The organism is Salinivibrio sp. ES.052, from assembly GCF_900141775.1.
GTDB lineage: Bacteria > Pseudomonadota > Gammaproteobacteria > Enterobacterales > Vibrionaceae > Salinivibrio.
In genome coordinates this window covers 1,846,473-1,868,865 of the sequence record NZ_FSRI01000001.1, presented here as the reverse complement: position 1 = coordinate 1,868,865, position 22,393 = coordinate 1,846,473, and the positions used below count along the sequence as shown (strand labels likewise).

Annotated in this window: 25 protein-coding genes and 1 other RNA gene; 18 read left to right on the top strand and 8 right to left on the bottom strand. The window is 50.2% G+C overall.

Annotated features, from left to right (window positions below; all coding sequences use genetic code 11):
• Positions 1 to 190: 190 nt before the first annotated feature.
• The 4 genes from rpiA to zapA all read right to left on the bottom strand — a co-directional run bounded on the left by rpiA (position 191) and on the right by zapA (position 2,045).
• Complete coding sequence (rpiA, locus tag BUQ98_RS08695; RefSeq protein ID WP_074213393.1) at positions 191 to 850, bottom strand: ribose-5-phosphate isomerase RpiA; 660 nt, start codon at positions 848 to 850, stop codon at positions 191 to 193.
• 78 nt (positions 851 to 928) lie between these two features.
• A complete protein-coding gene (locus BUQ98_RS08690; RefSeq protein WP_074213392.1) occupies positions 929 to 1,519 on the bottom strand; it encodes a 5-formyltetrahydrofolate cyclo-ligase in 591 nt (196 codons plus the stop codon).
• Between the two features lie 33 nt (positions 1,520 to 1,552).
• A non-coding RNA gene (gene ssrS / locus BUQ98_RS08685) (6S RNA) lies at positions 1,553 to 1,735 on the bottom strand.
• A 4-nt stretch (positions 1,736 to 1,739) separates the two neighbouring features.
• Complete coding sequence (zapA, locus tag BUQ98_RS08680) at positions 1,740 to 2,045, bottom strand: cell division protein ZapA (protein ID WP_074213391.1); 306 nt, start codon at positions 2,043 to 2,045, stop codon at positions 1,740 to 1,742.
• 475 nt (positions 2,046 to 2,520) lie between these two features.
• Between zapA and BUQ98_RS08675 the strand changes: the two genes are divergently transcribed.
• From BUQ98_RS08675 to gcvH, 4 genes are all read left to right on the top strand, one after another.
• Complete coding sequence (locus BUQ98_RS08675) at positions 2,521 to 3,096, top strand: UPF0149 family protein (protein ID WP_074213390.1); 576 nt, start codon at positions 2,521 to 2,523, stop codon at positions 3,094 to 3,096.
• Positions 3,097 to 3,154: 58 nt separating this feature from the next.
• Positions 3,155 to 4,345 carry a 2-octaprenyl-6-methoxyphenyl hydroxylase gene (gene ubiH, locus BUQ98_RS08670; protein WP_074213389.1) on the top strand — a complete coding sequence of 397 codons (1,191 nt, stop codon included), beginning with the start codon at positions 3,155 to 3,157 and terminating at the stop codon, positions 4,343 to 4,345.
• Entirely contained in the window at positions 4,342 to 5,577 is a 1,236-nt protein-coding gene (locus tag BUQ98_RS08665; protein ID WP_074213388.1) for an FAD-dependent 2-octaprenylphenol hydroxylase, read from the top strand. Before ubiH ends, BUQ98_RS08665 begins: the two co-directional genes overlap by 4 nt.
• Positions 5,578 to 5,712: 135 nt before the next feature.
• A complete protein-coding gene (gene gcvH / locus BUQ98_RS08660) occupies positions 5,713 to 6,111 on the top strand; it encodes a glycine cleavage system protein GcvH (protein ID WP_074213387.1) in 399 nt (132 codons plus the stop codon).
• 51 nt (positions 6,112 to 6,162) lie between these two features.
• Here the strand turns inward: gcvH and BUQ98_RS08655 are convergent, their stop codons facing one another.
• Genes BUQ98_RS08655 through ygfZ form a run of 3 tightly spaced genes read right to left on the bottom strand, consistent with a single transcriptional unit; the run spans position 6,163 to position 8,626 of the window.
• The gene (locus tag BUQ98_RS08655; RefSeq protein ID WP_074213386.1) at positions 6,163 to 7,110 is read right to left on the bottom strand and encodes a LysR family transcriptional regulator; all 948 of its coding nucleotides are present in this window, start codon (positions 7,108 to 7,110) and stop codon (positions 6,163 to 6,165) included.
• 19 nt (positions 7,111 to 7,129) lie between these two features.
• Positions 7,130 to 7,639: an aminoacyl-tRNA deacylase gene (locus tag BUQ98_RS08650; RefSeq protein WP_074213385.1), complete on the bottom strand. Its 510-nt coding sequence runs from the start codon at positions 7,637 to 7,639 to the stop codon at positions 7,130 to 7,132.
• A gap of 3 nt (positions 7,640 to 7,642) precedes the next feature.
• On the bottom strand, positions 7,643 to 8,626 hold the full coding sequence (gene ygfZ, locus BUQ98_RS08645) for a tRNA-modifying protein YgfZ (RefSeq protein WP_074213384.1): 984 nt from the start codon (positions 8,624 to 8,626) through the stop codon (positions 7,643 to 7,645).
• Between the two features lie 215 nt (positions 8,627 to 8,841).
• Here ygfZ and BUQ98_RS08640 point away from each other — a divergent pair, with 215 nt between their 5' ends.
• The 3 genes from BUQ98_RS08640 (at position 8,842) to BUQ98_RS08635 (ending at position 11,422) form a co-directional block, all read left to right on the top strand.
• Entirely contained in the window at positions 8,842 to 9,105 is a 264-nt protein-coding gene (locus tag BUQ98_RS08640; protein ID WP_074213383.1) for an FAD assembly factor SdhE, read from the top strand.
• Positions 9,071 to 9,472, top strand: a complete 402-nt coding sequence (locus BUQ98_RS16940) for a hypothetical protein (protein WP_139294668.1) — start codon at positions 9,071 to 9,073, stop codon at positions 9,470 to 9,472. The genes BUQ98_RS08640 and BUQ98_RS16940 overlap by 35 nt, the downstream gene beginning before the upstream one ends.
• A 120-nt stretch (positions 9,473 to 9,592) precedes the next feature.
• On the top strand, positions 9,593 to 11,422 hold the full coding sequence (locus tag BUQ98_RS08635) for a methyl-accepting chemotaxis protein (protein WP_074213382.1): 1,830 nt from the start codon (positions 9,593 to 9,595) through the stop codon (positions 11,420 to 11,422).
• Positions 11,423 to 11,478: 56 nt separating this feature from the next.
• On the opposite strand, the gene nadB is transcribed toward BUQ98_RS08635, so the two are convergent.
• A complete protein-coding gene (gene nadB, locus BUQ98_RS08630) occupies positions 11,479 to 13,095 on the bottom strand; it encodes an L-aspartate oxidase (protein WP_074213381.1) in 1,617 nt (538 codons plus the stop codon).
• Between the two features lie 332 nt (positions 13,096 to 13,427).
• On the opposite strand from nadB, the gene rpoE reads away from it, so the two are divergent.
• The 11 genes from rpoE to acpS all read left to right on the top strand — a co-directional run bounded on the left by rpoE (position 13,428) and on the right by acpS (position 22,377).
• Positions 13,428 to 14,009, top strand: coding sequence for an RNA polymerase sigma factor RpoE (rpoE, locus tag BUQ98_RS08625; RefSeq protein ID WP_074213380.1), 582 nt, complete (start codon positions 13,428 to 13,430; stop codon positions 14,007 to 14,009).
• A 32-nt stretch (positions 14,010 to 14,041) separates the two neighbouring features.
• Entirely contained in the window at positions 14,042 to 14,674 is a 633-nt protein-coding gene (locus BUQ98_RS08620) for an RseA family anti-sigma factor (RefSeq protein ID WP_074213379.1), read from the top strand.
• A complete protein-coding gene (gene rseB, locus BUQ98_RS08615) occupies positions 14,671 to 15,654 on the top strand; it encodes a sigma-E factor regulatory protein RseB (RefSeq protein WP_074213378.1) in 984 nt (327 codons plus the stop codon). The genes BUQ98_RS08620 and rseB overlap by 4 nt, the downstream gene beginning before the upstream one ends.
• Positions 15,651 to 16,148 (top strand): SoxR reducing system RseC family protein, encoded by a 498-nt coding sequence (locus BUQ98_RS08610; RefSeq protein ID WP_074213377.1) that lies wholly within the window; start codon positions 15,651 to 15,653, stop codon positions 16,146 to 16,148. The genes rseB and BUQ98_RS08610 overlap by 4 nt, the downstream gene beginning before the upstream one ends.
• A 78-nt stretch (positions 16,149 to 16,226) precedes the next feature.
• Entirely contained in the window at positions 16,227 to 18,023 is a 1,797-nt protein-coding gene (gene lepA / locus BUQ98_RS08605; RefSeq protein ID WP_074213376.1) for a translation elongation factor 4, read from the top strand.
• Positions 18,024 to 18,037: 14 nt separating this feature from the next.
• Complete coding sequence (lepB, locus tag BUQ98_RS08600; RefSeq protein ID WP_074213375.1) at positions 18,038 to 18,937, top strand: signal peptidase I; 900 nt, start codon at positions 18,038 to 18,040, stop codon at positions 18,935 to 18,937.
• Between the two features lie 12 nt (positions 18,938 to 18,949).
• Positions 18,950 to 19,621 carry a ribonuclease III gene (gene rnc / locus BUQ98_RS08595; protein WP_074213374.1) on the top strand — a complete coding sequence of 224 codons (672 nt, stop codon included), beginning with the start codon at positions 18,950 to 18,952 and terminating at the stop codon, positions 19,619 to 19,621.
• Entirely contained in the window at positions 19,621 to 20,526 is a 906-nt protein-coding gene (gene era / locus BUQ98_RS08590; protein ID WP_074213373.1) for a GTPase Era, read from the top strand. Before rnc ends, era begins: the two co-directional genes overlap by 1 nt.
• A 40-nt stretch (positions 20,527 to 20,566) precedes the next feature.
• Positions 20,567 to 21,262, top strand: coding sequence for a DNA repair protein RecO (recO, locus tag BUQ98_RS08585; RefSeq protein WP_074213372.1), 696 nt, complete (start codon positions 20,567 to 20,569; stop codon positions 21,260 to 21,262).
• A 2-nt stretch (positions 21,263 to 21,264) separates the two neighbouring features.
• A complete protein-coding gene (gene pdxJ, locus BUQ98_RS08580; RefSeq protein WP_074213371.1) occupies positions 21,265 to 21,996 on the top strand; it encodes a pyridoxine 5'-phosphate synthase in 732 nt (243 codons plus the stop codon).
• A complete protein-coding gene (acpS, locus tag BUQ98_RS08575) occupies positions 21,997 to 22,377 on the top strand; it encodes a holo-ACP synthase (protein WP_074213370.1) in 381 nt (126 codons plus the stop codon). It abuts the gene before it with no gap.
• The last annotated feature ends 16 nt before the right edge of the window (positions 22,378 to 22,393 follow it).

The window sequence follows — 22,393 nt, the reverse complement described above, 5'->3', positions numbered from 1 at the left end:
GATGTGCCGGTATCAGAACAGTGACCAACATAACAAAAATTTACATAAGGGGTAAGAATTATCCGTTCTAGGACATAAAAAAAGCACCTTAAAAAGGTGCTTTTAACTTATTGATTACAATAAACGCAAACGTTTGGCTTTATGGCTCCTGTAGGAAAATCATAAGCTGTTGATTTGCCGAATTATGCATTTAGCTCGCAACCTTTTTCACACCAGAGTCTGTACCTGTTAGGACAATATCAGCGCCACGATTCGCAAACAGTCCCACGGTCACTACCCCGGCAATGCCATTGATGGTGTCTTCTAACCCTTTTGGATCTTGGATTTTGAGGTTGTGTACATCAAGGATGACATTGCCGTTATCGGTCACGACACCCTGACGATAGCAAGGGTCGCCGCCCAATTTAACCAGTTCACGTGCCACGTAAGAGCGTGCCATTGGGATCACTTCAATCGGTAATGGAAATCCACCAAGGACATCAACGTGTTTGGTATCATCGATGATACAGATAAATTTATCTGCAATCGCAGCAACAATTTTCTCGCGTGTTAAGGCTGCGCCCCCGCCTTTAATCATATGATGGCGTGCATTGATCTCGTCGGCCCCGTCGACATAGATATCTAAATAGCCGACTTCATTGGCATCGAACACGTCAATCCCTAATGCTTTCAGACGATCAGTGGAAGCCTCAGAACTTGATACCGCGCCTTTGATGGTTTCTTTAATTGGCTCGAGTGCATCAATAAAGTAATTGACAGTAGAGCCTGTGCCGACGCCGATAATGCTGCCTGGCTTAACATACTCTACAGCGGCTTCGCCGGTGGCTTTTTTCTTTTCGTCCTGGGTCATGATAACTCCTACATAAAGGGGGGGTAAGGCGTGATTATAGCGAAGCCGAATGGTGGCGTCAGGGTATAGGTCGCGAAATCACGTTGGCGGCAGCGAAGCAGAACAATGCCAGTGCTGACTTGGCGTCAGGATATGCGGCAACGGTATATCCCATTGTTCAGTCGGCAACTCACTCCAATGCTGGCAGTCATGAGCCAACCCAACGGCGACGGCATCGGGCGCGCATAATCCGAGGGTACGATCATAATACCCGCCTCCCATGCCAAGGCGTTGACCGCTTGAGTCAAATGCCACTAGCGGGGTCGTAATCACGTCGAGTTTTGAACTGGGAATCAGTGTTCGGATATCCAGCACAGGCTCTGCAATGCCATAACGATTGATGCACATTGCTGTCGACGGACTGTAGTGTAAAAAAAGCAAATGTCCGCGGCTGAATGGGTGAATAACGGGCAGATAGACGCTTTTTTCTGCTTGCCAGCAAGCGGCAATTACTGGGCGGGTATCAAGCTCACCGTCGAACGATAAGTAGAGCGCAATGTGTTCTGCGTTGATGACATCAGGCAGCATCATAAACTTTGCCATCACTGCTTGAGCGGCTTGATGTTGCTGTTCACCCGATAGCTGACGGCGAGCTTGTCGGACCTGCTGTCGAATTTGTCTAGGCTGCATAGGTGTCCTTGATGCTAGCCAAAAGAGGGAGGAGGGAGCCCCAGGGTGCCGTTGGGATCAATGGCCCTTGAACCCGCTGGTTCAAGGCGGGTGGGTAGTATAAACCGTAGGCTTCTCGGTACGAGCCGAGCTTGCTCAGTAGCTTATAACAACTCACCCTTTGGTTTGCTTATCGGCTCAGGGACGTAGATCCGCTGACAAACACCCCAGGGAATTCGGATTATTTTTGTGCGCTTTGCACGGCTATCGCATTGTCCAATTGTGACATCATCAGGGTGCTTCGTTGCTCCACCTGATTTTCCACCGCTTCTAATGCCTCTTTAGCGTCATTGAGCTCATGACAGACATTCAGAGCGGCAATTGCGATGAGCTGTTCTGTATTGGTTACTTTAGTGCGCTCTGCCAGCCGATGCAACCGTTGATCGAACTCACTTGCTGCATCTTTAAGCGCTTGCTCTTGCCCGGGCGGACAATTGACGCGAACAAGACGATCCAGGATTTTTATTTCAACCGGTTGTGTGTTCATAGTCCCAAGCTGGCTCCTCATCCGGCCTATAAGGTAAAGGCCAGTACACAATATCGTGGCGCTATTCTAGCAATTATTTGCCCGAATACACTACATAGAAAACCGCGAGTGGTGTTGATGCAGGGAATTTAGACAAAAAATACACGATTCACGGCGCTATCCACCTCCCTGCTGTTAATCAATAAGAGCGATTAACGCTTATCTACTCATGCACTTTGGTGTTATGAGGTTCTTTGGCATGGCGGTTACTTAGCATAAGTGTGAACTGACTCGCTTTGCTATAACAGCTCCCAACGTTGGTGTTGATCTTTGTCATCGTGACTGTATCCATTGCGCTTTTACACTTGATGCCGTATTAACGCGATTTTCTGGGGAGTCGATGAAAGATGGGTTTTTGACGCGAGTGATTCAGCCTGGTGGTGTGAGATGCTAAACTGTGCCACTTCTTTTTTATAGCATGACTAGGGGCAAGATTGTGACTGAGACCCGTTTACCTGCGTACGCGAAAACCGTAGAGGCACTCACCGCTGATAGCTTGGCGGTCTCACCGGCGGAGATGCATGGCTTAATAGCAGGCATGCTCAGTGGTGGCTTGGAGCTAGAAGACGGTAGCTGGCTAACCATGCTTTACGATTATACTCACCAAGGGATGGGATGGCCGACAGAGTCCAAAACCCTGGCGATGCAAAGCTATCACCTGCTCAAAAGTCAGTTTACTGGCAATGATTTAGACTTGGATATTTATATCCCTGACGACGAACAGTCAGGAGTTGTTGCCCGTGCAGAAGCATTAGTGGAATGGATCAATGCATTCTTAGCTGGTGTTGGTCTGATTGGTACTCGGGGGCGTACGTTATCCAAAGACGTTACCGAAGCGCTGACCGATTTAAAAGAAGTGGCTCAATTAGGCATTGATGAAGACGGAGATATGCAAGAGCAAGCGGAGTTGCTTGAGCAGGTTGTCGAGCATGTGCGTGTCTGCTGTATGGTTGTCCATGCTGAGTTAGGTGCGCGTCCTGATAACGACGATACCCCCAAAACTCTCCATTAATCTGAATGGCATCTGCAATATAGATGCGTAGTTGTTACACCGGCGAGGTAAGAATGGGATGAAAGCCTACGATATAGTGATTGCCGGCGGGGCGATGGCTGGGGCAACGGCAGCACTGGCATTGGATACCCTTAGCCGCGGCACACTGCGTATTGCGGTGGTAGAGGCGATGTTACCTGACCATGGAGATCACCCGGGTTACGATGCTCGTAGCATCGCGCTGGCCGAAGGGAGCTGTGCTGCGTTTGCCAAGCTCGGTTTATGGGAGGCATTAGCACCTTTTGGCACCCCGATTCAACATATTCATGTGTCGGATCGCGGCCATGCCGGACAAACACGTATCGATGCGTCCTCTCTGGGCGTCCCCTATCTTGGCCAAGTGATTGAACTGGCGGATGCTGGGGCGGTACTGCATCAAAAACTAAAGAATCGCGAGGCGATCGATGTCTTTTGCCCCGATGCGGTGGTTGCCATTACTCGCTCTCCCGACGCGGTGACAGTCACCTTAAAACAGGGCCAGCCTATAGTGGCATCCTTACTTGTCGCGGCAGACGGTGGACGATCCCCGTGTTGTGCACAGTTGAACATACCGCGTCAACAACATGATTTTGGCCAAGTCGCGGTGATTGCCAATGTGTCTACCGCGCTTCCTCACCAGGGACAAGCCTTTGAACGCTTCACGCAAACGGGTCCCGTTGCACTGTTACCGATGTCACAGGGGCGATGTTCCTTAGTCTGGTGTGTAGCGCCAAGCGAGGCCCAACAATTGATGGAAGCCAGTGATTCGGTTTTCTTGCAGCGCTTACAGCAGGTATTTGGCTGGCGCTTAGGTCGGTTGCTGTATGTTGGCGAGCGACATATTTATCCGCTGGCACTTAATCAGGTGGTGCGTCCTGTTAGTCACCGAGTGGCGGTGGTCGGTAACGCAGCACAAAGCTTACACCCCATTGCAGGGCAAGGGTTTAATCTTGGGTTACGGGATGTCATCACATTGGCTGACACTCTGAGTGCGGCAGCGGAGCAGGGTGACGATATTGGGGCGATGCCAATATTAATGGATTACGCCAAACGACGTACCTCAGACAGAGACAGCACAGTGGCGCTAACATCAGGCCTTGTTCACCTCTTTTCCAACGATAGTATGCTATTGGCGGGGGCTAGGAATGCAGGTCTGGGAGTCATGTCGGCACTGGAACGAGTCAAACAACCCCTTGTGCAACGCACCATGGGATGGGTGGAGCCGAGATGAAAATGATTAATGCAGATGTCGCGATTGTCGGTGGCGGTATGGTGGGATTAACACTGGCTGCTTCGCTTGCGGAGACGGACTTACGAGTGGTTGTTATTGAAGGGCATTCGCCGGCACTGACCTTGGATCCAATACCAGAAAACCGAGTTTCAGCTCTGAGTCGAGCAAGCGAGCACCTGCTCCGAGCCTTGGACGTATGGCCGGGGATTGCCTCACGCCGTATGGCGAGCTACCAGAAAATGCACGTCTGGGAGCAAGACAGCTTTGCGGAAATTGACTTTGATGCCAAGGCGTTCGGTCAGCAAAATCTTGGTCATATTGTCGAGAACCGTGTTATTCAACTGGCTCTGCTCGAGCGGGTGCAAAAGCAGAGCAATGTGACTTTGCTGATGCCCGAGCAGTGTCAATCAATGATGCAAGGCGAGAGCGAAACCTGGTTACATTTGGCTTCGGGCAGTGGGGTCACGGCTAAATTAGTGGTCGGCGCTGATGGTGCGCGTTCATGGGTGCGTGAAAACGCGCACTTTCCCTTGGTTCAGCGAGATTATGGGCACCATGCTGTCGTGGCAACGGTGCGTACGGTAGAGCCCCACCAGGGGGTAGCCCGTCAAGTATTTACCCCCGATGGCCCGCTCGCTTTTTTGCCACTCTCCGACGCACACTTATGTTCGATTGTTTGGTCAGTGCCCCCCGAACAGGCCACTGACTATATTGACATGGAGGCCAACATATTTAATCGCGCACTCACTGCTGCTTTTGATGCCAAACTCGGCATGTGTGAGGTGATCGGCCCACGTGCCAGTTACCCCTTAACCATGCGCTATGCGCAGTGCTTTGCCGCTGAGCGTGTCGCGTTAGTAGGGGATGCCGCCCATACAATTCACCCATTGGCGGGTCAAGGTGTGAATTTAGGCATGCTGGACGCGGCAGCCTTGGCACAGACAATCAGTCTGTTATCAGAGCAAGGGAAAGATATCGGTCAATACGCGTCACTACGTCGCTACGAACGTTGGCGTAAGGCTGAAGCCGCACAGATGATTGTAGCGATGCAAAGTTTCCGTAGTTTGTTTGATGGCGATAACCCGATGAAAAAACTTGTTCGTGGTCTTGGCATGCGTGCGGTGAATCATTTGCCAGGAGCAAAACAGCCATTGATGGCTCGAGCATTAGGGCTGGTGGGAGAGCTTCCCGAACTTGCCAAACCAGCCACTCGGAGAACGACTTTTTCGTGATTGCGTGATGGCTGAAATTGGCGAAAAATAAAGAATATGCTAAATAGCATTGAGACATGATGTGACTATGCGCGAGATGTTGAATTTACCAACTGACGATGAACGTTGTCATTGGGTATAACAAGGACCAAAATTATGAGTGATATCCCATCCGAACTAAAATTTACCGCCACCCATGAATGGATTCGTCCTGAAGGGGAAGGCCTCTTTACGATTGGCATTTCAGATCATGCCCAGGCCCTGCTCGGGGATATGGTTTTTATTGATTTGCCAGATGAGGGTGACACGTTTGATGCGGGAGATGACTGTGCTGTTGCCGAGTCGGTAAAAGCAGCGTCTGATATCTATGCGCCTATCTCAGGCCAAGTGATGGCGGTGAACGAAGAGCTTGATAGCAATCCTGAATTGCTCAACAGTGATCCATACGGTGACGGTTGGTTGTTCCAAATTCAAGCGACCGATGAATCTGAAATCGATGCCTTGCTCGATGCACAAGATTATGAAGAAACCTTGGGCGATCAGGATGCCGACTAAGGCGTGAGTATAGACAGGTCATGTCTGACGCGCTTCTTCCTATAATACGATTTACTTCTTTTGTGCTTTTAGCACAGAAACGCGCTGAGAAATGATGGCGGTAATTTGTGTTGTCAGCCATTTTATCTTGGGGTCACCGCTGGCTTGGCGCCGCCAAGCTAGGCCAATATCAAACCCAGGCACGTCAATCGGTGGCTGGCTAAAGGTAAGGTCGTGGGCATCATTAAAGGTATCTAACCGGGCCATCAGCTCAGGGACAGTACACAGTAATTGACGCCCTTTGAGCAGTTGTCGGACGGTTAAAAAGCGTTGTGATCCCATCACAATGTGTCGGTGGTAACCCTGTTCACTCAAGGTGGTGTCAATGGGGCTGGAAAGTTTCCCGTTGGCACTGACAAGTGCATGTGGGGTTGAAATAAAGTCAACCAAGTTAATTGGCGGGGTTAGCCCAGTACTGTGAGGGTCAAACAAGCAGACATGTTGTTCGCGGTACAATACCTTGCTATCTAACAGGCCTGAATCATCAGGGATAACGCCTATGACGGCATCGACGTCATCGTTTTTGAGGGCACTGAGACAGTGCTGGCGATCAACCGGGCGTAGGCTCAGTTGTGCCATTGGGAGTTGCTGGTTAAGTGTATCGAACAAGCTAGGTGCAAAAATAAGCTCGGCATAGTCGGTGAGCCCCAGTCGGATTTGGCCATCAAAGCTTGTCGGATCAAATTGCGGTGACGTCAATACATCAGTAGCGAGTGTAGCGAGTAATGCCTCAACCTTGGGCGCGATATCTAATGCACGCGCGGTGGGGACCATTTGGTGTCCTCGCCGTTCGAAGAGCGGGTCATCTAGCATGGTACGCAGGCGTGAAAGGCTGTGACTCATCGCTGACTGGCCTAGCGACAGGCGTTCAGCTGCGCGGGTCACGCTACGCGTTTCCATTAAAGTGACAAAAGTCACTAATAAATTCAGGTCATATTTGCGCCACTGTCTTTGTGCCATCCGTTGCGTACTTCCTTGTTCAATATGCTTCACTGCTTTTGGCTCGGCAGATATCGGCGAGGGTGGGCTGGCAGAGTGCAATTAAGTCTTCTACTTTCACCCACAGCCCAGCATGTCGATCCCCACTGCTGATGGTCACCGTATCATACGCCCATATTTGCCGATCAAAAAATACAGGCAGTGAGTGAGGCGTTGCCAACGGCGCGACCGCACCGAGTTCATAGCCTGTTACTGTGCGCACTTGCTCAGCATTAGCCAAGGTCATTCGTCGGCATCCGAGATACTGCCGTACCTTGGGAGGGCTGACTTGTTGGTCACCAGGCACGCAGGCCATTGCATAGCGCCCTCCCATATCACGCAGCACGATAGTTTTTAGCATTTGGGAGGGGCAAATGCCTCGTTGTGCCGCCGTCTGCTCAATGGACTGTGTCGCGTGTGACTGCCACAATATTTGGTAGGTGACCTGGGCGCTATCAAGCACTGCAGTCACCTGTGTTTGCCAATGAGGGTCGTTTGAAGCAAGTGTCACAGTTTAATCACTGTCTTCTAATAAATAAGGAAGTGGCTGGCGTTGCCATATATTTGCCGGTGCATCGGCAAGGCGAAATGCCGTATCGTCATCCAGGTTGTTCGGGAGTATGGCTAATACGGCTGCTTGGTCATTCGCATCGCGGTAACCTGCAATCACGGTGCCACCTGAGCGCCAATTGTCGCCAACGGCTCGCTCTATTTTATCGCCTGCGACCGGTGTGCGTGCGGCTTGCCCAGTAAGCTTATACATGGCCCGCTTGTTCATGCCTCTATACTTTGCACGTGCCACTGTCTCTTGGCCGGTATAACAGCCTTTTGTAAAGCTGATGGCGCCGAGAGCCTGTAGGTTTAAAGATTGCGGAATAAACTCACCACAGGTGGCAGACTCAATCCGAGGAAGCGCAGCATCGACGTCGTGCTGGTCCCAGTATTCAGCGCTTAGCAGGGTGGCGTGGGATTGGTACTGATGAACTAGCTCTGTTGCGGCGGCAGGCTCAATGGCGAGCAACCAACGGTTGGGTTCAATCAGAACCGCTGTGCTGCACTCACTGTGGCGCACGTTGCCCTGCGTGCCAATGTGGTCGTCAATCAACTTGTCTGCATGGGGACCGACAATGCCAAGTAACACGTAGTCTACTTTATCAAACGCTATCTTGGAGAAAATGGCGTATTTTTTGACTTCTTGTAGTTGGGTGGCCTCAATGGAGGCAGGTTGCACCATCGCCAGTCCATCCTGAAAGTGGAAAAAGCGTAGAACAGACCAGACCTTTCCTTTGGGGTCGCAGTGGGCGGCGAGAGTCGATTGGTCGTCTGCAAGGCGCTCTATATCGCAAGTGAGCTGTCCTTGTAAGTAACTTTTGGTGTCGTCGCCACTGACTTTAGTTAACGCCCAATTATCGAGTGCAACAATGGCAAGATCAGGCGTTTGATCATTCAGTTGTTTGTCCGCAGGCTGAAATGCCACGGCTTGATACCATTCGCTCATATAAATCACGCTCTCCGTTGAGAAAACATAGGCTCTACTCCGTATAGTAATCGTGCGTTACGGGCTTGTCAGCCTTTGTATTGTAAGGGTATTGCGCCATGCAATGGATTAACGCTGGGGAGCTCTCAGATCCGCCGTTTGTTTTTCGGGAAAAGTAGTCGCCCGGCATTGGCGTTGATAATATGCATCCACTGACATCAGTGATAGAGGTACACATGGTTAACACCGAGGATAAAGCACGGATCCGTTGGGCATGCCGTCGAGGCATGTTGGAATTAGATGTATTGGTTATGCCGTATTTTGAAGCGTGTTTTGATACATTGAATGAAGAGGAAAAACAGGATTTTGTCGCATTTTTAGAAAGTGCTGATCCGGATTTGTTTGCTTGGCTCATGGGGCATGGTAAACCTGACGACCCGAAGATGAAGTCCGTTGTGGATAAGGTTGTCGCCTATAATCGAAGTCAACTACGTACATAGCCAACTGTACCGTCCTCGTTATGTCACCATCGGTTTACTGCTATTTGGCGTGATGGTGGCATGGCTGCTTGCTGTGCACGTTTCTCTCCCGCTCTGCGCGCGCGCCCAACTAACGCTATTGGCGACACGAGAGCTGTTTAATTTCCATCACCGGCTTGCGAGCAGCGAGGGCCACTTCCGTTTTTCCTCCGATGGTTGGGTGCGATTACCTCACGGCCAGCATCTTCACATGGCATGTATTTGGGCCACGCCTTGGTTACTTGTGTTTGCCTCTCAGGATCGTACGTATTATCTACATCTGTGGCGTTATGGCCTCCCTGATTATCATTTTCGTCTTATTTTTCGGCACTGCTGCCAACGACTTTAGGATAACGTGTGACATATTTGTGACAAACCGATAACGCCACTTTACTTTCTGGCGTTATCACCGATATTCAAAGGACACGAGTAAAAACCTCTCTTGCTCAGAGAATGCTGTAGGGTCGCTATGAATATTAAACAAAAACTCTTGTCACTCACCTTGATGTCGGTGCTGGCACTCTTGGCTGTCACGGCGGTGGCATGGAAGGCGGAAACACGGTTGCAAAAAATGCATAGCCAATTAACAACGGTTTCAGACCTTGAAGTGATACTGCTCAATCTGCGCCGCAATGAGAAAGACTTCCTGTCTCGCATGGATCCCAAATATCTCTCCCGTTTTGATAACAATGTGGATTCGTTCAACGAGCTGCTCAGTGACTTTCGCGCACGCAGTGCATCACTGGGATTAAACACGGTGACGATTGATAACGTTAAAAGCGCAATGAAAGGTTATGCGAACGGGTTTCGCAACCTGGGCAAAGGATATCAATTATTGGGTTTAACGCCTGAGCAAGGGCTGCGAGGGCAGATGCAAAGCGCAAGCAAGAAAATGGTGGACGCGACAAAAAATGACATCGTGCTCGAGAGTAACGCCCGTCTTTTAGCGGCGGATGCCAAGCTGTTTGTGCAAAGCAGTAACCTAGAATACATCGATGGATATCAAAGCCAAATGCAAGAGCTAGCGGACTACCTACGGGGGGATCTGCTGGCGTTGTTCCAAGCCCATCAGGCGCAAGTCGACAAAATCGTCGCTCAGAAAAAGACATTGGGTCTAGCCGCAGATAAAGGGCTATTGGGGGAAATCCGGAGTAAAACGCACCAAGTTGAAGATATGTTTAATGCTTTGAGCAAAGAATATGAGCAGGCGGTTGATAAAAGCTTACGTCAGACCATGATGTTGACTGGTTCGATTGTGTTGGTATTAGCACTCATTATGACCGTGCTCTCTTTATGGATGAACCGCGGCATTCAACTGCGCATTGCGCGGTTTAGTCAGCAGATGGCCGCGATTACACAACAACGTGATCTCACGTTGCGCGCGGATGAAACGGGACGTGATGAAATTGCATTGATGGCCAAGGATGTCAACCAGATGCTGGGTAGCGTTCAGAAAATGGTGGTTGATGTCAGTCGAGCCGTACAGGCATTACACCAAAGTGCGGAGCAAGTTGAGTCTCGGACGGAGCAGACAGGAAATGCGTTGGCGACGCAGTTAGATGAAACAACCCATGCGGCCACCGCCATGAATGAAATGGAGAGTACGATTCGGGATATCGCGGGTAACACGGATCAAGCTGCCGACAATGCGCGGACCAGCTTAAGTCGTGCGGAGAATGGACAAAAAGTGGTCGATGATACGCGTGCTATGATCATGACCTTGTCTGAGACACTCAGCAATACTAGCAACGAGGTGCTTGAGTTGAGTAAGTTGTCTGAAACTATCGGTTCAGTGTTGGATGTGATCAAAGATATTTCAGAACAAACCAACTTGTTAGCGCTCAACGCCGCAATTGAAGCCGCGCGTGCGGGTGAACAAGGGCGAGGTTTTGCGGTGGTCGCTGATGAGGTGCGTCAACTGGCCACCCGTACTCGCGAGTCGACCGATGAAATTTCTGGCATCATCACATCCTTGCAAGAGCAAACTCAATCCGTATCCGATCGGATGGAGCAGAGCCGGGAAGATGGTGAAACCTCTGTGACCAAGGTTGAGTCTGCGTCGCAAGAGCTGTCGCAAATTATGGAAGACATGCAACATATTATGGATATGAGCACGCACATCGCGACGGCGATAGAGCAGCAAAGCTCGGTGGCTAAAGAGGTCAATCAGAATGTACATAATATTCAAGATATCGCTCAAACGAGCACCGAGCGGGCAAGTCAGAACCGTGAAGCCGCACATCAGGTCGCTGCAGAGGCCGCTAATTTAGAGCGTGCCGTGAGTGAATTTAAAAGCTAAAAAAACGGCCAGTCGCAAGCTGGCCATTTTTGATGGTAGCGGATGAGATTATCACGCTAACAAGGTTGATCCGGTGTGAGAATGGTGGGGCCTGATTGTTCTTTGGGCTCTGGATAATCAATGGTGTAGTGCAGGCCGCGGCTTTCTTTGCGTTGTATCGCACAGCGCACCATTAATTCTGCCACTTGCAGTAGGTTACGTAACTCCAACAGGTTGTTTGATACGCGGAAATTGGCATAGTACTCGTGCGTTTCTTGCTTTAGCAGTTCAATACGGCGTAAGGCTCGTTCAAGACGCTTGGTTGAACGAACAATCCCCATGTAGTCCCACATAAACAGGCGCAGCTCATGCCAATTGTGCTGAATGACCACTTCTTCGTCTGAGCAAATGACTTGGCTTTCATCCCAAGGCGGTAGCGCAGTGTGGGGTTCAATGTGCCCCGAGTGGGCTTTGATATGTTCCGCGGCAGACCATGCATAAACAACACACTCTAGCAATGAATTGGATGCCATACGGTTGGCACCATGTAGGCCAGTATAGCTTACCTCACCAATGGCATAGAGGCCGGGTAAATCGGTGGTGCCATTCTTGTCGACCACGACGCCACCACAGGTATAATGGGCGGCAGGGACAATCGGAATCGCTTCTTGGGTCAGATCGATGCCATATTGCTTCAACTTCTCATAAATCGTGGGGAAGTGTTTCATAACAAAGTCAGGATCTTTATGACTGATGTCCAAATACATACAGTCCGCCCCGATGCGCTTCATTTCATAGTCAATCGCGCGTGCTACCACATCACGGGGGGCCAGTTCCCCTCGTGGATCGAAGTCTGCCATAAAGCGCGAACCGTCGGGCCGTTTTAGGTGTGCGCCCTCACCGCGCAATGCTTCAGTGAGCAAAAAGTTGCGCGCATCCGGGTGATAAAGGCAAGTTGGGTGAAACTGATTAAATTCGAGGTTAGCGACTCGGCATCCCGCTCGCCATGCCATGGCGATGCCATCACCGGAAGAAACATCGGGATTGGAGGTATATTGGTAGACTTTCGATGCGCCACCAGTCGCCAAGACCATATGGTTGGTGCGGACCGTTTCTACCAATTCTTGGTTGCGGTTCCAGATATAGGCCCCTAATACATGGTTAGGTCCGCCTAAACCGACTTTTTTACGCGTGATAATATCTAGCGCGTTATGCCGCTCGAGCAGTGTGATGTTAGGGTGCTGGCGGACGTTATCTTGCAGTGAGTTCTGCACCGCCATACCGGTGGCATCGGCGGTGTGAAGGATCCGTCGATGACTGTGCCCCCCTTCGCGAGTAAGGTGGTAGCGAGGGGTTTCGTCATCACTGTCTTCTTGGTCGAAGGGGACACCGCCATCAATTAACCATTGAACACAGTCTTTGGCATTACGGGCAATAAAATCGACGACATCGGTATCACAGATGCCAGCCCCAGCTATTTGCGTATCTTCAACATGAGACTCGACCGAGTCTTGCTCGTCAAAAACAGCCGCGATGCCCCCTTGCGCATAGAGTGTTGCCCCTTCACTGAGTGGGCCTTTACTCAATACGATAACCTTGTGTGTGGGTGCCAAACGTAACGCCAGTGATAAGCCAGCGGCACCACTGCCGATGATTAACACGTCACATTGATGTTCTTGAGTTGTGGTCGTCATGATCCCTAATCCTTTTTCTGCGCTCCCAATGTTACACCAATTTGACGCAGCCGCGCGCGGTAAGATCAAATCCTGCCTAGCTTGGTTGAAAGTTTGCAACCGTGCCATTGTTTGGGCGACAATACACGCTGCCAAAGGAAGATGCTTTGGCCATTCCGTCACAGTAATGTGATTCAACGCATAATAAAACCAACATGGTGAGGAACTTTCCTCCCAAGAGGTTATCGAATGCATAGCGAAAGCTCGCAAGCGGGTTTAACCGCGCTCTGACAACGTCGGGCATAGAATTTCGATAATCGGGCGGAAAGATCAACCAAGGAGTAAACGCTCGAATGGGCGAGCAGCTAACCGATCAGGTTCTAATAGAACGTGTACAGAATGGTGACAAGCAAGCTTTCAATCTGTTAGTCGTCAAATATCAGAATAAAGTATGTAACCTTATCGCCCGCTATGTAGGCACACACAGTGGTGACATTCCGGATATTGCACAAGAGGCGTTTATTAAAGCGTACCGTGCGTTACCGGGGTTTCGTGGCGAGAGTGCGTTTTATACTTGGCTGTATCGCATTGCGGTGAATACAGCAAAAAACCACTTGGTGGCTCAAGGAAGGCGTCCGCCGGGGAGTGATATTGATGCCGATGAAGCAGAAAACTTTGAAAGTGGTGGTTCATTAAAAGAAATATCGAACCCTGAAAACTTGATGTTGTCAGATGAATTGAGACAGGTAGTGTTTTCGACTATAGAAACACTGCCTGACGACTTAAGAACCGCAATTACCTTACGGGAGCTCGACGGGCTCAGCTATGAGGAAATTGCACAGGTAATGGATTGTCCAGTCGGTACGGTGCGGTCGCGTATTTTCCGAGCGCGTGAAGCGGTTGAAAAGCGCATCCGACCACTGATGAAACGGTAACGAGTTTTGCTGACTGCATGACGGTGACTTGAATGACGGATAAAGAAAAGATTTCGGCGTTATTAGATGGTGAACTCGTGGATACTTCGGTAATCCACGATATTGAGCGAGATGATAACGCGCGACAGACCTGGAGTGATTTTGGCACCATTCGTGATGTAATGCGTGGTGACGCCCCCAGTACGTTGCAATGGAACATTGCCGACTCTGTAGCATCTGCATTGGAAGCAGAGCCTGCTTATCAGGGCGAAAGTCGTGATAGCAATGTATTGCCAATGCATGAGGCGCAGCCGCGCCCAGAAAAAGCACGTCGTCATCTACCTGGGTGGCTACAGCAGCTCACACAAGTGAGTGTCGCCGCCTGTGTGTCACTCGCGGTCATTGTCGGTGTGCAGCATTATAATCAGTCTGAAAGTACTTCACCGGTGGTGAGCGCGCAAACGCAACCGCCTGTGTTGGAAACGATTCCTTTTGCCGGAGCTGCTGAGCCAGTCAGTTTAAGCCGTGATGATTTACGCGCGACGCCTTCAGAGGCCGAAATGATGGAGCAGCGCCGTCGTGTGAATGCAATGCTGAAAGACTATGAATTGCAGCTACGGTTGAATAAAGATAGGCTGTCTGATCATCAGACACTGGCACCGTCGACAAGCAGTAATAATCAATGAAAAAAACTCTGATCGGTGCGCTTGCGCTGGTCAGTTTGATGTCTGCGCAAGCCTCGGCCGACCCCTCTGCCGAGGCTTTGTTACATCAAATGGATACCGCAAGCGATACCCTAGACTATGAAGTGTCCTACATTCTGGTAGGTAAAAACAGCTTAGAGCCGCTACGCTTTCGTCATGCTCAGATAGATGGCAACGCTTATGGTCATTTGATGTACTTAAGTGGCCCGCCGCGGGAAGTGATTCGTCGCGGCGGCGAGATCAGTTACTTTGAGCCTGGCTATGACCCCTTTACCATCGCCAGCGATCATATGGTGGCTCCCTTGCCAACGCTCATCCAAGCCGATATTGATATCTTGGCAAAGCACTATGATTTTGTCTCTATGGGACATTCACGTGAAGCGGGGATAGATTGTCATGTTGTGCGTATTACCCCCAAAGATGGTGAGCGGTATTCCTATGTTCTATGGTTGGATGAACAAAGTTACTTGCCCGTTAGAGCCGATTTACTAGACCGAGATGGTGACCCGTTAGAGCAGTATCGAGCTTTGTCATTGGTTGTTACCCCGAAAATCAATGAGTCGATGCAAAAATTGACCGAGTTGACTTTGCCACCGGTACTGACGTTACCGCTAACCACCAATCGCTCTGAATTGGATTGGCAGGTGACGGCGTTGCCTAATGGCTTCAAACCCGTTTATAGCAATCGCCACCGATTAATGATGACGAAACGTGCGGTTGAGAGCCAGATGTTTAGCGATGGCTTATTTAGCTTTTCTGTTTACTTGGCGAAAGCGGACGATGTTTCTGTGCGTAAACAGATTGTGCGCCAAGGGCGGCGTACCTTGCACAGCGTGACAAGCGGGAACGCAGAAATTACCGTGGTTGGCGACATTCCGCCAGAGACGGCTAAACGGATTGCTGAATCTGTCCGTATCAATCGTATGCCCACATCAGAAGCAGAAAAAAAGGTCTCACCATGATCAAAGCGTTGGCGGAGGTTACCGGTTATCACGATGGGTGGTTGTCACTGGCTTGCCAGCAGCAAACTAGCTGCGGTAGCTGCCAATCGCAAAGCCAATGTGGTACTGGGATTGTTTCCAAGGCGCTGCCGGGAAAAGTCAACCATGTCAGTGTTCGTTCTCCGCAACCTCTTCCTGTTGGCACGTTAGTTGAAATAGGCCTGGGTGAGGCCACCTTATTACGTTCGGCGCTGGTGGTGTATATGGTGCCGCTTGTGATGATGTTAGTGGGGGCATTACTGGGGCAGTTTTTGTTTGCGTCCTTGGCTGGAAGTGGTGAAGGAGGGGTCATTGCCCTGAGCCTAGGGTGCGGGGCGTTGGGGGTTGTTATCGCCCAACGGTTAGCGCCACATGTAGGAAGCGCTGATCAACAACAGCCAGCGCTTTTACGTGTCATGGGTGAGCCTATTTCGGGCTTAGCGATGATAAATACAACACACCAGGATAGCGACTAGCCACTATTTTCGGTAGAATCCAGTCCACTTGATCTTAGGATCCCATTCTTATTGATAACGAGTAAGTCACACCCACTTATGAAGTATATTCGTAACTTTTCGATCATCGCTCATATTGACCACGGTAAGTCGACGCTTTCAGATCGACTCATTCACGTATGCGGCGGCCTCACTGACCGGGAAATGGCAGAGCAGGTCCTTGATTCTATGGATCTGGAACGTGAACGCGGTATCACCATCAAAGCACAAAGTGTGACACTGAACTACAAAGCCAAAGACGGCAATGAGTATCAGTTGAACTTCATCGATACGCCAGGACACGTTGACTTCTCTTACGAAGTTTCGCGATCACTGAAGGCATGTGAAGGTGCTTTGCTGGTGGTGGATGCAGGACAAGGGGTTGAAGCACAGACGCTGGCCAACTGCTACACCGCGATGGACATGGACCTTGAAGTGGTGCCTGTCTTGAACAAAATTGATTTACCGGCCGCCGATCCTGATCGCGTTGCGCAAGAAATCGAGGACATCGTTGGTATTGAAGCCATTGATGCAACGCGTTGCTCTGCGAAAACAGGGGTGGGCGTTGATAATGTGCTAGAAGATATTGTTCGCCTTATTCCACCGCCGGAAGGTAACCCCGACGCCCCAACCCAAGCGCTAATTATTGACTCCTGGTTTGATAAATACCTCGGTGTGGTCTCGTTGGTTCGTATCCGCGAAGGGGCACTTAAAAAAGGCGACAAAGTCAAAATCATGAGCACGGGCCAAGAATGGAACGTGGACAGCATTGGTATTTTCACGCCTAAGCGTAAAGAGCTTAATGGTTTGCAAACCGGTGAAGTGGGTTGGGTGATTTGTGGTATCAAAGATATCCTCGGTGCCCCAGTGGGTGACACCATTACCCATGCGAAAAATGGCTGTGAAAAGCGCATTGAAGGCTTCCAGCAAGTGAAACCTCAGGTGTACGCGGGCTTATTCCCGATTTCATCTGATGATTATGAAAACTTCCGAGATGCCTTGGATAAGTTAAGCCTCAATGATGCGTCTCTTTTCTTTGAGCCTGAGAGCTCTGCAGCGCTTGGTTTCGGTTTCCGTTGTGGTTTCCTTGGCATGCTGCATATGGAGATCATTCAAGAGCGTCTGGAGCGAGAATACGATCTTGAATTGATCACCACGGCACCCACGGTTGTTTACGAAGTCACTCAAAACGATGGCGAAGTGATTTATGTAGATAGCCCAGCCAAGCTGCCGCCAGTGAACGACATTCAAGCCATTGGTGAGCCGATCGCGCGTTGTAATATCTTGGTACCCAATGAATTCGTCGGCAATGTGATTTCTTTGTGTGTTGAGAAACGTGGCGCCCAAGTGGATATGGTCTACCACGGCAATCAAGTTGCGCTGACGTACGACATACCGATGGCGGAAGTCGTGTTGGACTTTTTCGACCGTATTAAGTCAACGTCACGCGGTTATGCCTCGTTAGATTATAACTTCGAACGTTACGAAATATCCGACATGGTGCGGGTGGATATCTTGCTGAATGGAGAGCGTGTTGATGCGCTCGCGATCATCACTCACCGCGCCCACGCGCAGCCACGTGGTCGCGAGTTGGTGGAAAAAATGAAAGAATTTATTCCGCGTCAGCAGTTTGATATTGCGATCCAAGCCTCGATTGGCAACCACATTATTGCCCGTTCAACGGTTAAGCAGTTGCGTAAAAACGTCACTGCAAAATGTTACGGCGGCGATGTGAGTCGTAAGAAAAAGCTACTGCAAAAACAAAAAGAAGGTAAAAAACGGATGAAGCAGGTCGGTAATGTTGAACTGCCGCAAGAAGCCTTTTTAGCCATTTTGCATGTAGGCAAAGATAAATAATAACGGATTCCATTATGGCTAATACGTTCTCCTTGATATTGGTGCTGGTGACGATTGTCACCGGCATTGTTTGGGCGCTAGATAAATACCACTGGGCACCACGCCGCCGCCAGGCTGCCGGGAAAGCGCTCAAAGTGGCAGAGACGGAACTGGATACTGAGCAAGTGGCTAAAGTGATGCCACAACCCAGTTGGGTTGAGAATATGGCATCTATCTTTCCTGTGATTGCCGTGGTGTTAGTCCTTCGCTCATTTATCTATGAACCGTTTCAAATACCATCAGGATCAATGATGCCAACCTTATTGGTTGGCGATTTCATTCTGGTGGAAAAATTTGCTTATGGGTTACGTGATCCTGCCTTTCACACTGAACTTATCGAAACCGGTAAGCCTGAGCGTGGTGATATCGTGGTATTTAAATATCCACCACAACCGAATATCGATTATATCAAGCGAACCGTCGGGCTCCCGGGTGATACCGTGGTTTACACCAAAGAGAAGCGTTTGTGTATTCAACCCAAGGGAGAAACACAGTGTCAGCCGGTTCCAATCGATGACATCCAGTCGAGTGAGTTTGCACAAGGTGGTGTGAGCCTTGTGAAAGCACAGGAGCAACTGGGAGAGCAATTGCATCAGATTCTTGTCCATCCCAATAAGCGCGATCGAGTAAGTGCTTATCAGCCTCGTCCAGGCGTTAACCGCTGGGTGGTGCCGGAAGGGCATTATTTTATGATGGGAGATAACCGCGACAACAGTGCGGACAGTCGTTTCTGGGGGTTCGTCCCTGAGCGTAATTTGGTCGGCAAGGCGGTTGCGATTTGGATAAGCTTTGAATTTGAACGTCCTAGTGATAGTTGGTTACCGTCTTGGGTGCCTACCGGCGTTCGCTTTAACCGTATTGGTGGGATTAATTAATTCTGGACTATGATGACAAAACTAACAGATAAATTGCAGCGTGATACTGGCTATCAGTTTAGCAACGCGGCCTTACTTGAACTGGCACTGACTCACCGCAGTGCCAATGGTACCCACAATGAGCGTCTTGAGTTTTTAGGGGACTCAATCTTAAGTTTCGTGATTGCCGAAGAGCTTTATCATCGTTTCCCGAAAGTGGATGAAGGAGACATGAGTCGAATGCGTGCCACCTTGGTGCGAGGCAATACACTGGCAGAGATTGGGCGCGAGTTTTCTCTGGGCGAAGTCATGCGCCTTGGCCCAGGAGAACTTAAAAGTGGCGGATTCCGTCGTGACTCGATTCTCGCTGACGCCGTAGAAGCGTTAATTGGCGCTATCTTTTTAGATAGTGATATCAATAAGGCGAGAGACATTATTTTGCTCTGGTATCAGAATCGCTTAGATACCATTGAACCTGGTGCGAGTCAAAAGGATCCCAAGACCCGCCTGCAAGAGCTCTTACAGGGTAAACGTCAACCCTTACCGTCTTACACGGTGATGAAAGTACGTGGTGAGGCACACAACCAAGAATTTACGGTGGAGTGCCAAGTATCAGGACTGGAGCGTTCTGTGATTGGAAAAGGTAGCAGTCGCCGCAAGGCAGAGCAAGCGGCTGCAGAACTCGCATTACAGAAGTTGACATAATGACTGAGACACAGCGCTGCGGCTTTATTGCCATTGTCGGCCGCCCCAATGTAGGGAAATCGACATTATTGAATCGTTTGGTGGGACAGAAGCTCTCCATCACCTCGCGTAAACCACAGACGACACGCCATCGCATCATGGGGGTGGATACCCGTGATAATTACCAGGCTGTTTATGTGGATACGCCTGGGCTTCATATTGAAGAAAAGCGCGCCATTAACCGTCTGATGAACCGGGCCGCAAACAGCTCGTTAACGGATGTGGAATTGGTGCTCTTCTTGGTTGATGGCACGCACTGGACGCCAGACGATGAAATGGTGCTGAACAAGCTAGCGCGTTCAGGCCTACCGACTGTCTTACTGGTCAATAAAGTGGACAATGTGAAAGAGAAAACAGAGCTCTTTCCTCACCTACAGACGTTATCAAACAAGATGGAGTTTGTGGATGTGATCCCTGTTTCGGCCAAGAGCGGTACCAATATCGACGTGGTTGAGCAACGTGTGCGTGATGCGTTGCCTGAAAGTGAATTTTACTTCCCCGAAGAGTATGTCACTGATCGTTCTCAGCGTTTTATGGCTTCTGAAATAATCCGAGAAAAGCTAATGCGCTTTACCGGCGAAGAGTTGCCTTATTCGGTCACCGTTGAAATTGAGCGTTTTGATTATAATGCATCAACTGACGGCTTTCATATCAATGGCCTCATTTTGGTTGAGCGTCATGGCCAAAAGAAAATGGTCATTGGTAAAGGCGGAGAAAAGATCAAACGTATTGGCCGGGAAGCACGCTTAGATATGGAAGAGCTTTATGAGCGCAAGGTCTACCTTGAGCTGTGGGTTAAAGTAAAATCCGGCTGGGCAGATGACGAACGCGCACTGCGTAGCTTAGGCTATATCGACGATCTTTAAGCAACCCGCTCATCGGGTGTACGCACTCAGGAGGGTTTGAGTGGACGGGTTTCAACGTGGATTTGTGCTACATACGCGCCCCTATAGTGAATCGAGTCTGCTCTTAGATGTGTTTTCAGAACATGAAGGACGCGTCACCCTCCTTGCGAAAGGCGCCCGCCGACCCCGCTCGGCAATAAAAGGGGCGTTACAGCCTTTTACGCCTTTGCTGCTTAAATGGGGAGGGCGGGGCGAGCTACGTACGCTGAGAAGTGCCGAGGCGACCGGTCTCGGACTGCCTTTATCGGGCAACGCCCTTTACTCCGGCTTCTACCTTAATGAGCTGGTGATGCGGGTGCTTGAGCCTCACATCCCTTACCCGGCGTTATTCCTCGACTATGTCACGGCGTTGACCCAACTCGCTCGTTATCACAACCCTGAGCCAGCACTACGCTGCTTTGAGCTCGCGTTACTCGAAGCGTTAGGCTATGGCGTTGATTTTTCTTATTGTGCTGGTAGCGGTGCCCCGATTAACGATAACATGACGTATCTATACCGCGAGCAGCAAGGCTTTGTCGCGTCCATCATGAAGAGCCAACATCGGCAATTTACCGGTGCTGATCTTCGAGCACTGGCGACTCGACACTTTGAAACGGTTGCCCAGTTGCGCGCAGCGAAGCGTTTTACTCGAATGGCGCTCAAGCCCTATCTTGGTCCCAAGCCGCTCAAAAGCAGAGAATTGTTTAGAAGGAAATAATCATGGATAAAATTTACTTGGGTGTGAACATTGACCACATCGCCACGGTTCGTAATGCACGCGGGACGGCGTACCCAGACCCTGTTCATGCTGCGGAATTAGCCGAGCGAGCGGGGGCTGCGGGGATCACTGTACATCTGCGAGAAGATCGTCGCCATATTACCGATCGCGATGTGCGCTTGCTCAAAGAGACGCTACAAACGCGCATGAACTTAGAAATGGCCGTTACCGATGAAATGGTAGAGATAGCAATCGAGACTCAACCTGAATTTGTCTGCTTGGTACCGGAAAAGCGTGAAGAGCTTACCACCGAAGGTGGCCTAGATGTTGCTGGTCAGCTGGATAAAGTGAAAGCAGCGACTCAGAGGCTAACAGAGGCGGGGATCAAGGTCTCGTTATTCATTGATGCCGATCGTAAGCAAATCGAAGCGGCTCACCAGTGTGGCGCCCCTTTTATTGAGTTGCATACGGGCCATTATGCCGATGCCACTAACGACAACGATCGCCAAGCTGAGCTGAAAAAGATTTCTGCCGCGGCGAGCTCTGCTGTAGATCTCGGCATAAAAGTGAATGCGGGCCATGGGTTGACCTATCATAACGTCACCCCGATTGCAGCCATGCCAGAGATGCACGAGCTAAATATCGGTCATGCGATCATTGGCCGTGCCATGTTCGATGGCTTGCAAAAAGCCGTTGCTGACATGAAGGCGATTATGGAAGCGGCGCGTCACTAAATGGCCATTGTCGGGGTTGGGACAGATATTGTTGATATTGCGCGTGTTGAAAAAGCCTTCGCACGCCAATCGCGCTTTGCCGCACGCATCCTTACCGACAGCGAGCAAGCTTATATGGCAACACATCAAGCGCCAGCGCGTTACCTAGCTAAGCGGTTTGCTGCTAAAGAGGCGGCGGCGAAAGCCTTGGGCACAGGCATTGCCAATGGCGTGACCTTCCATGATTTTATCATTACTAATCAGCCTTCAGGGCAACCTGTTTTGACTTTATCGGGCCGTGCAGCTCAGCTGGCACGTGAACGTGGCGTTGAGCACTGTTGGCTCACACTCTCTGACGAAAAAGCCTATGCAGTGGCCTACGTGGTACTGGAAACAGGCTAACCCCATGCACACGTCA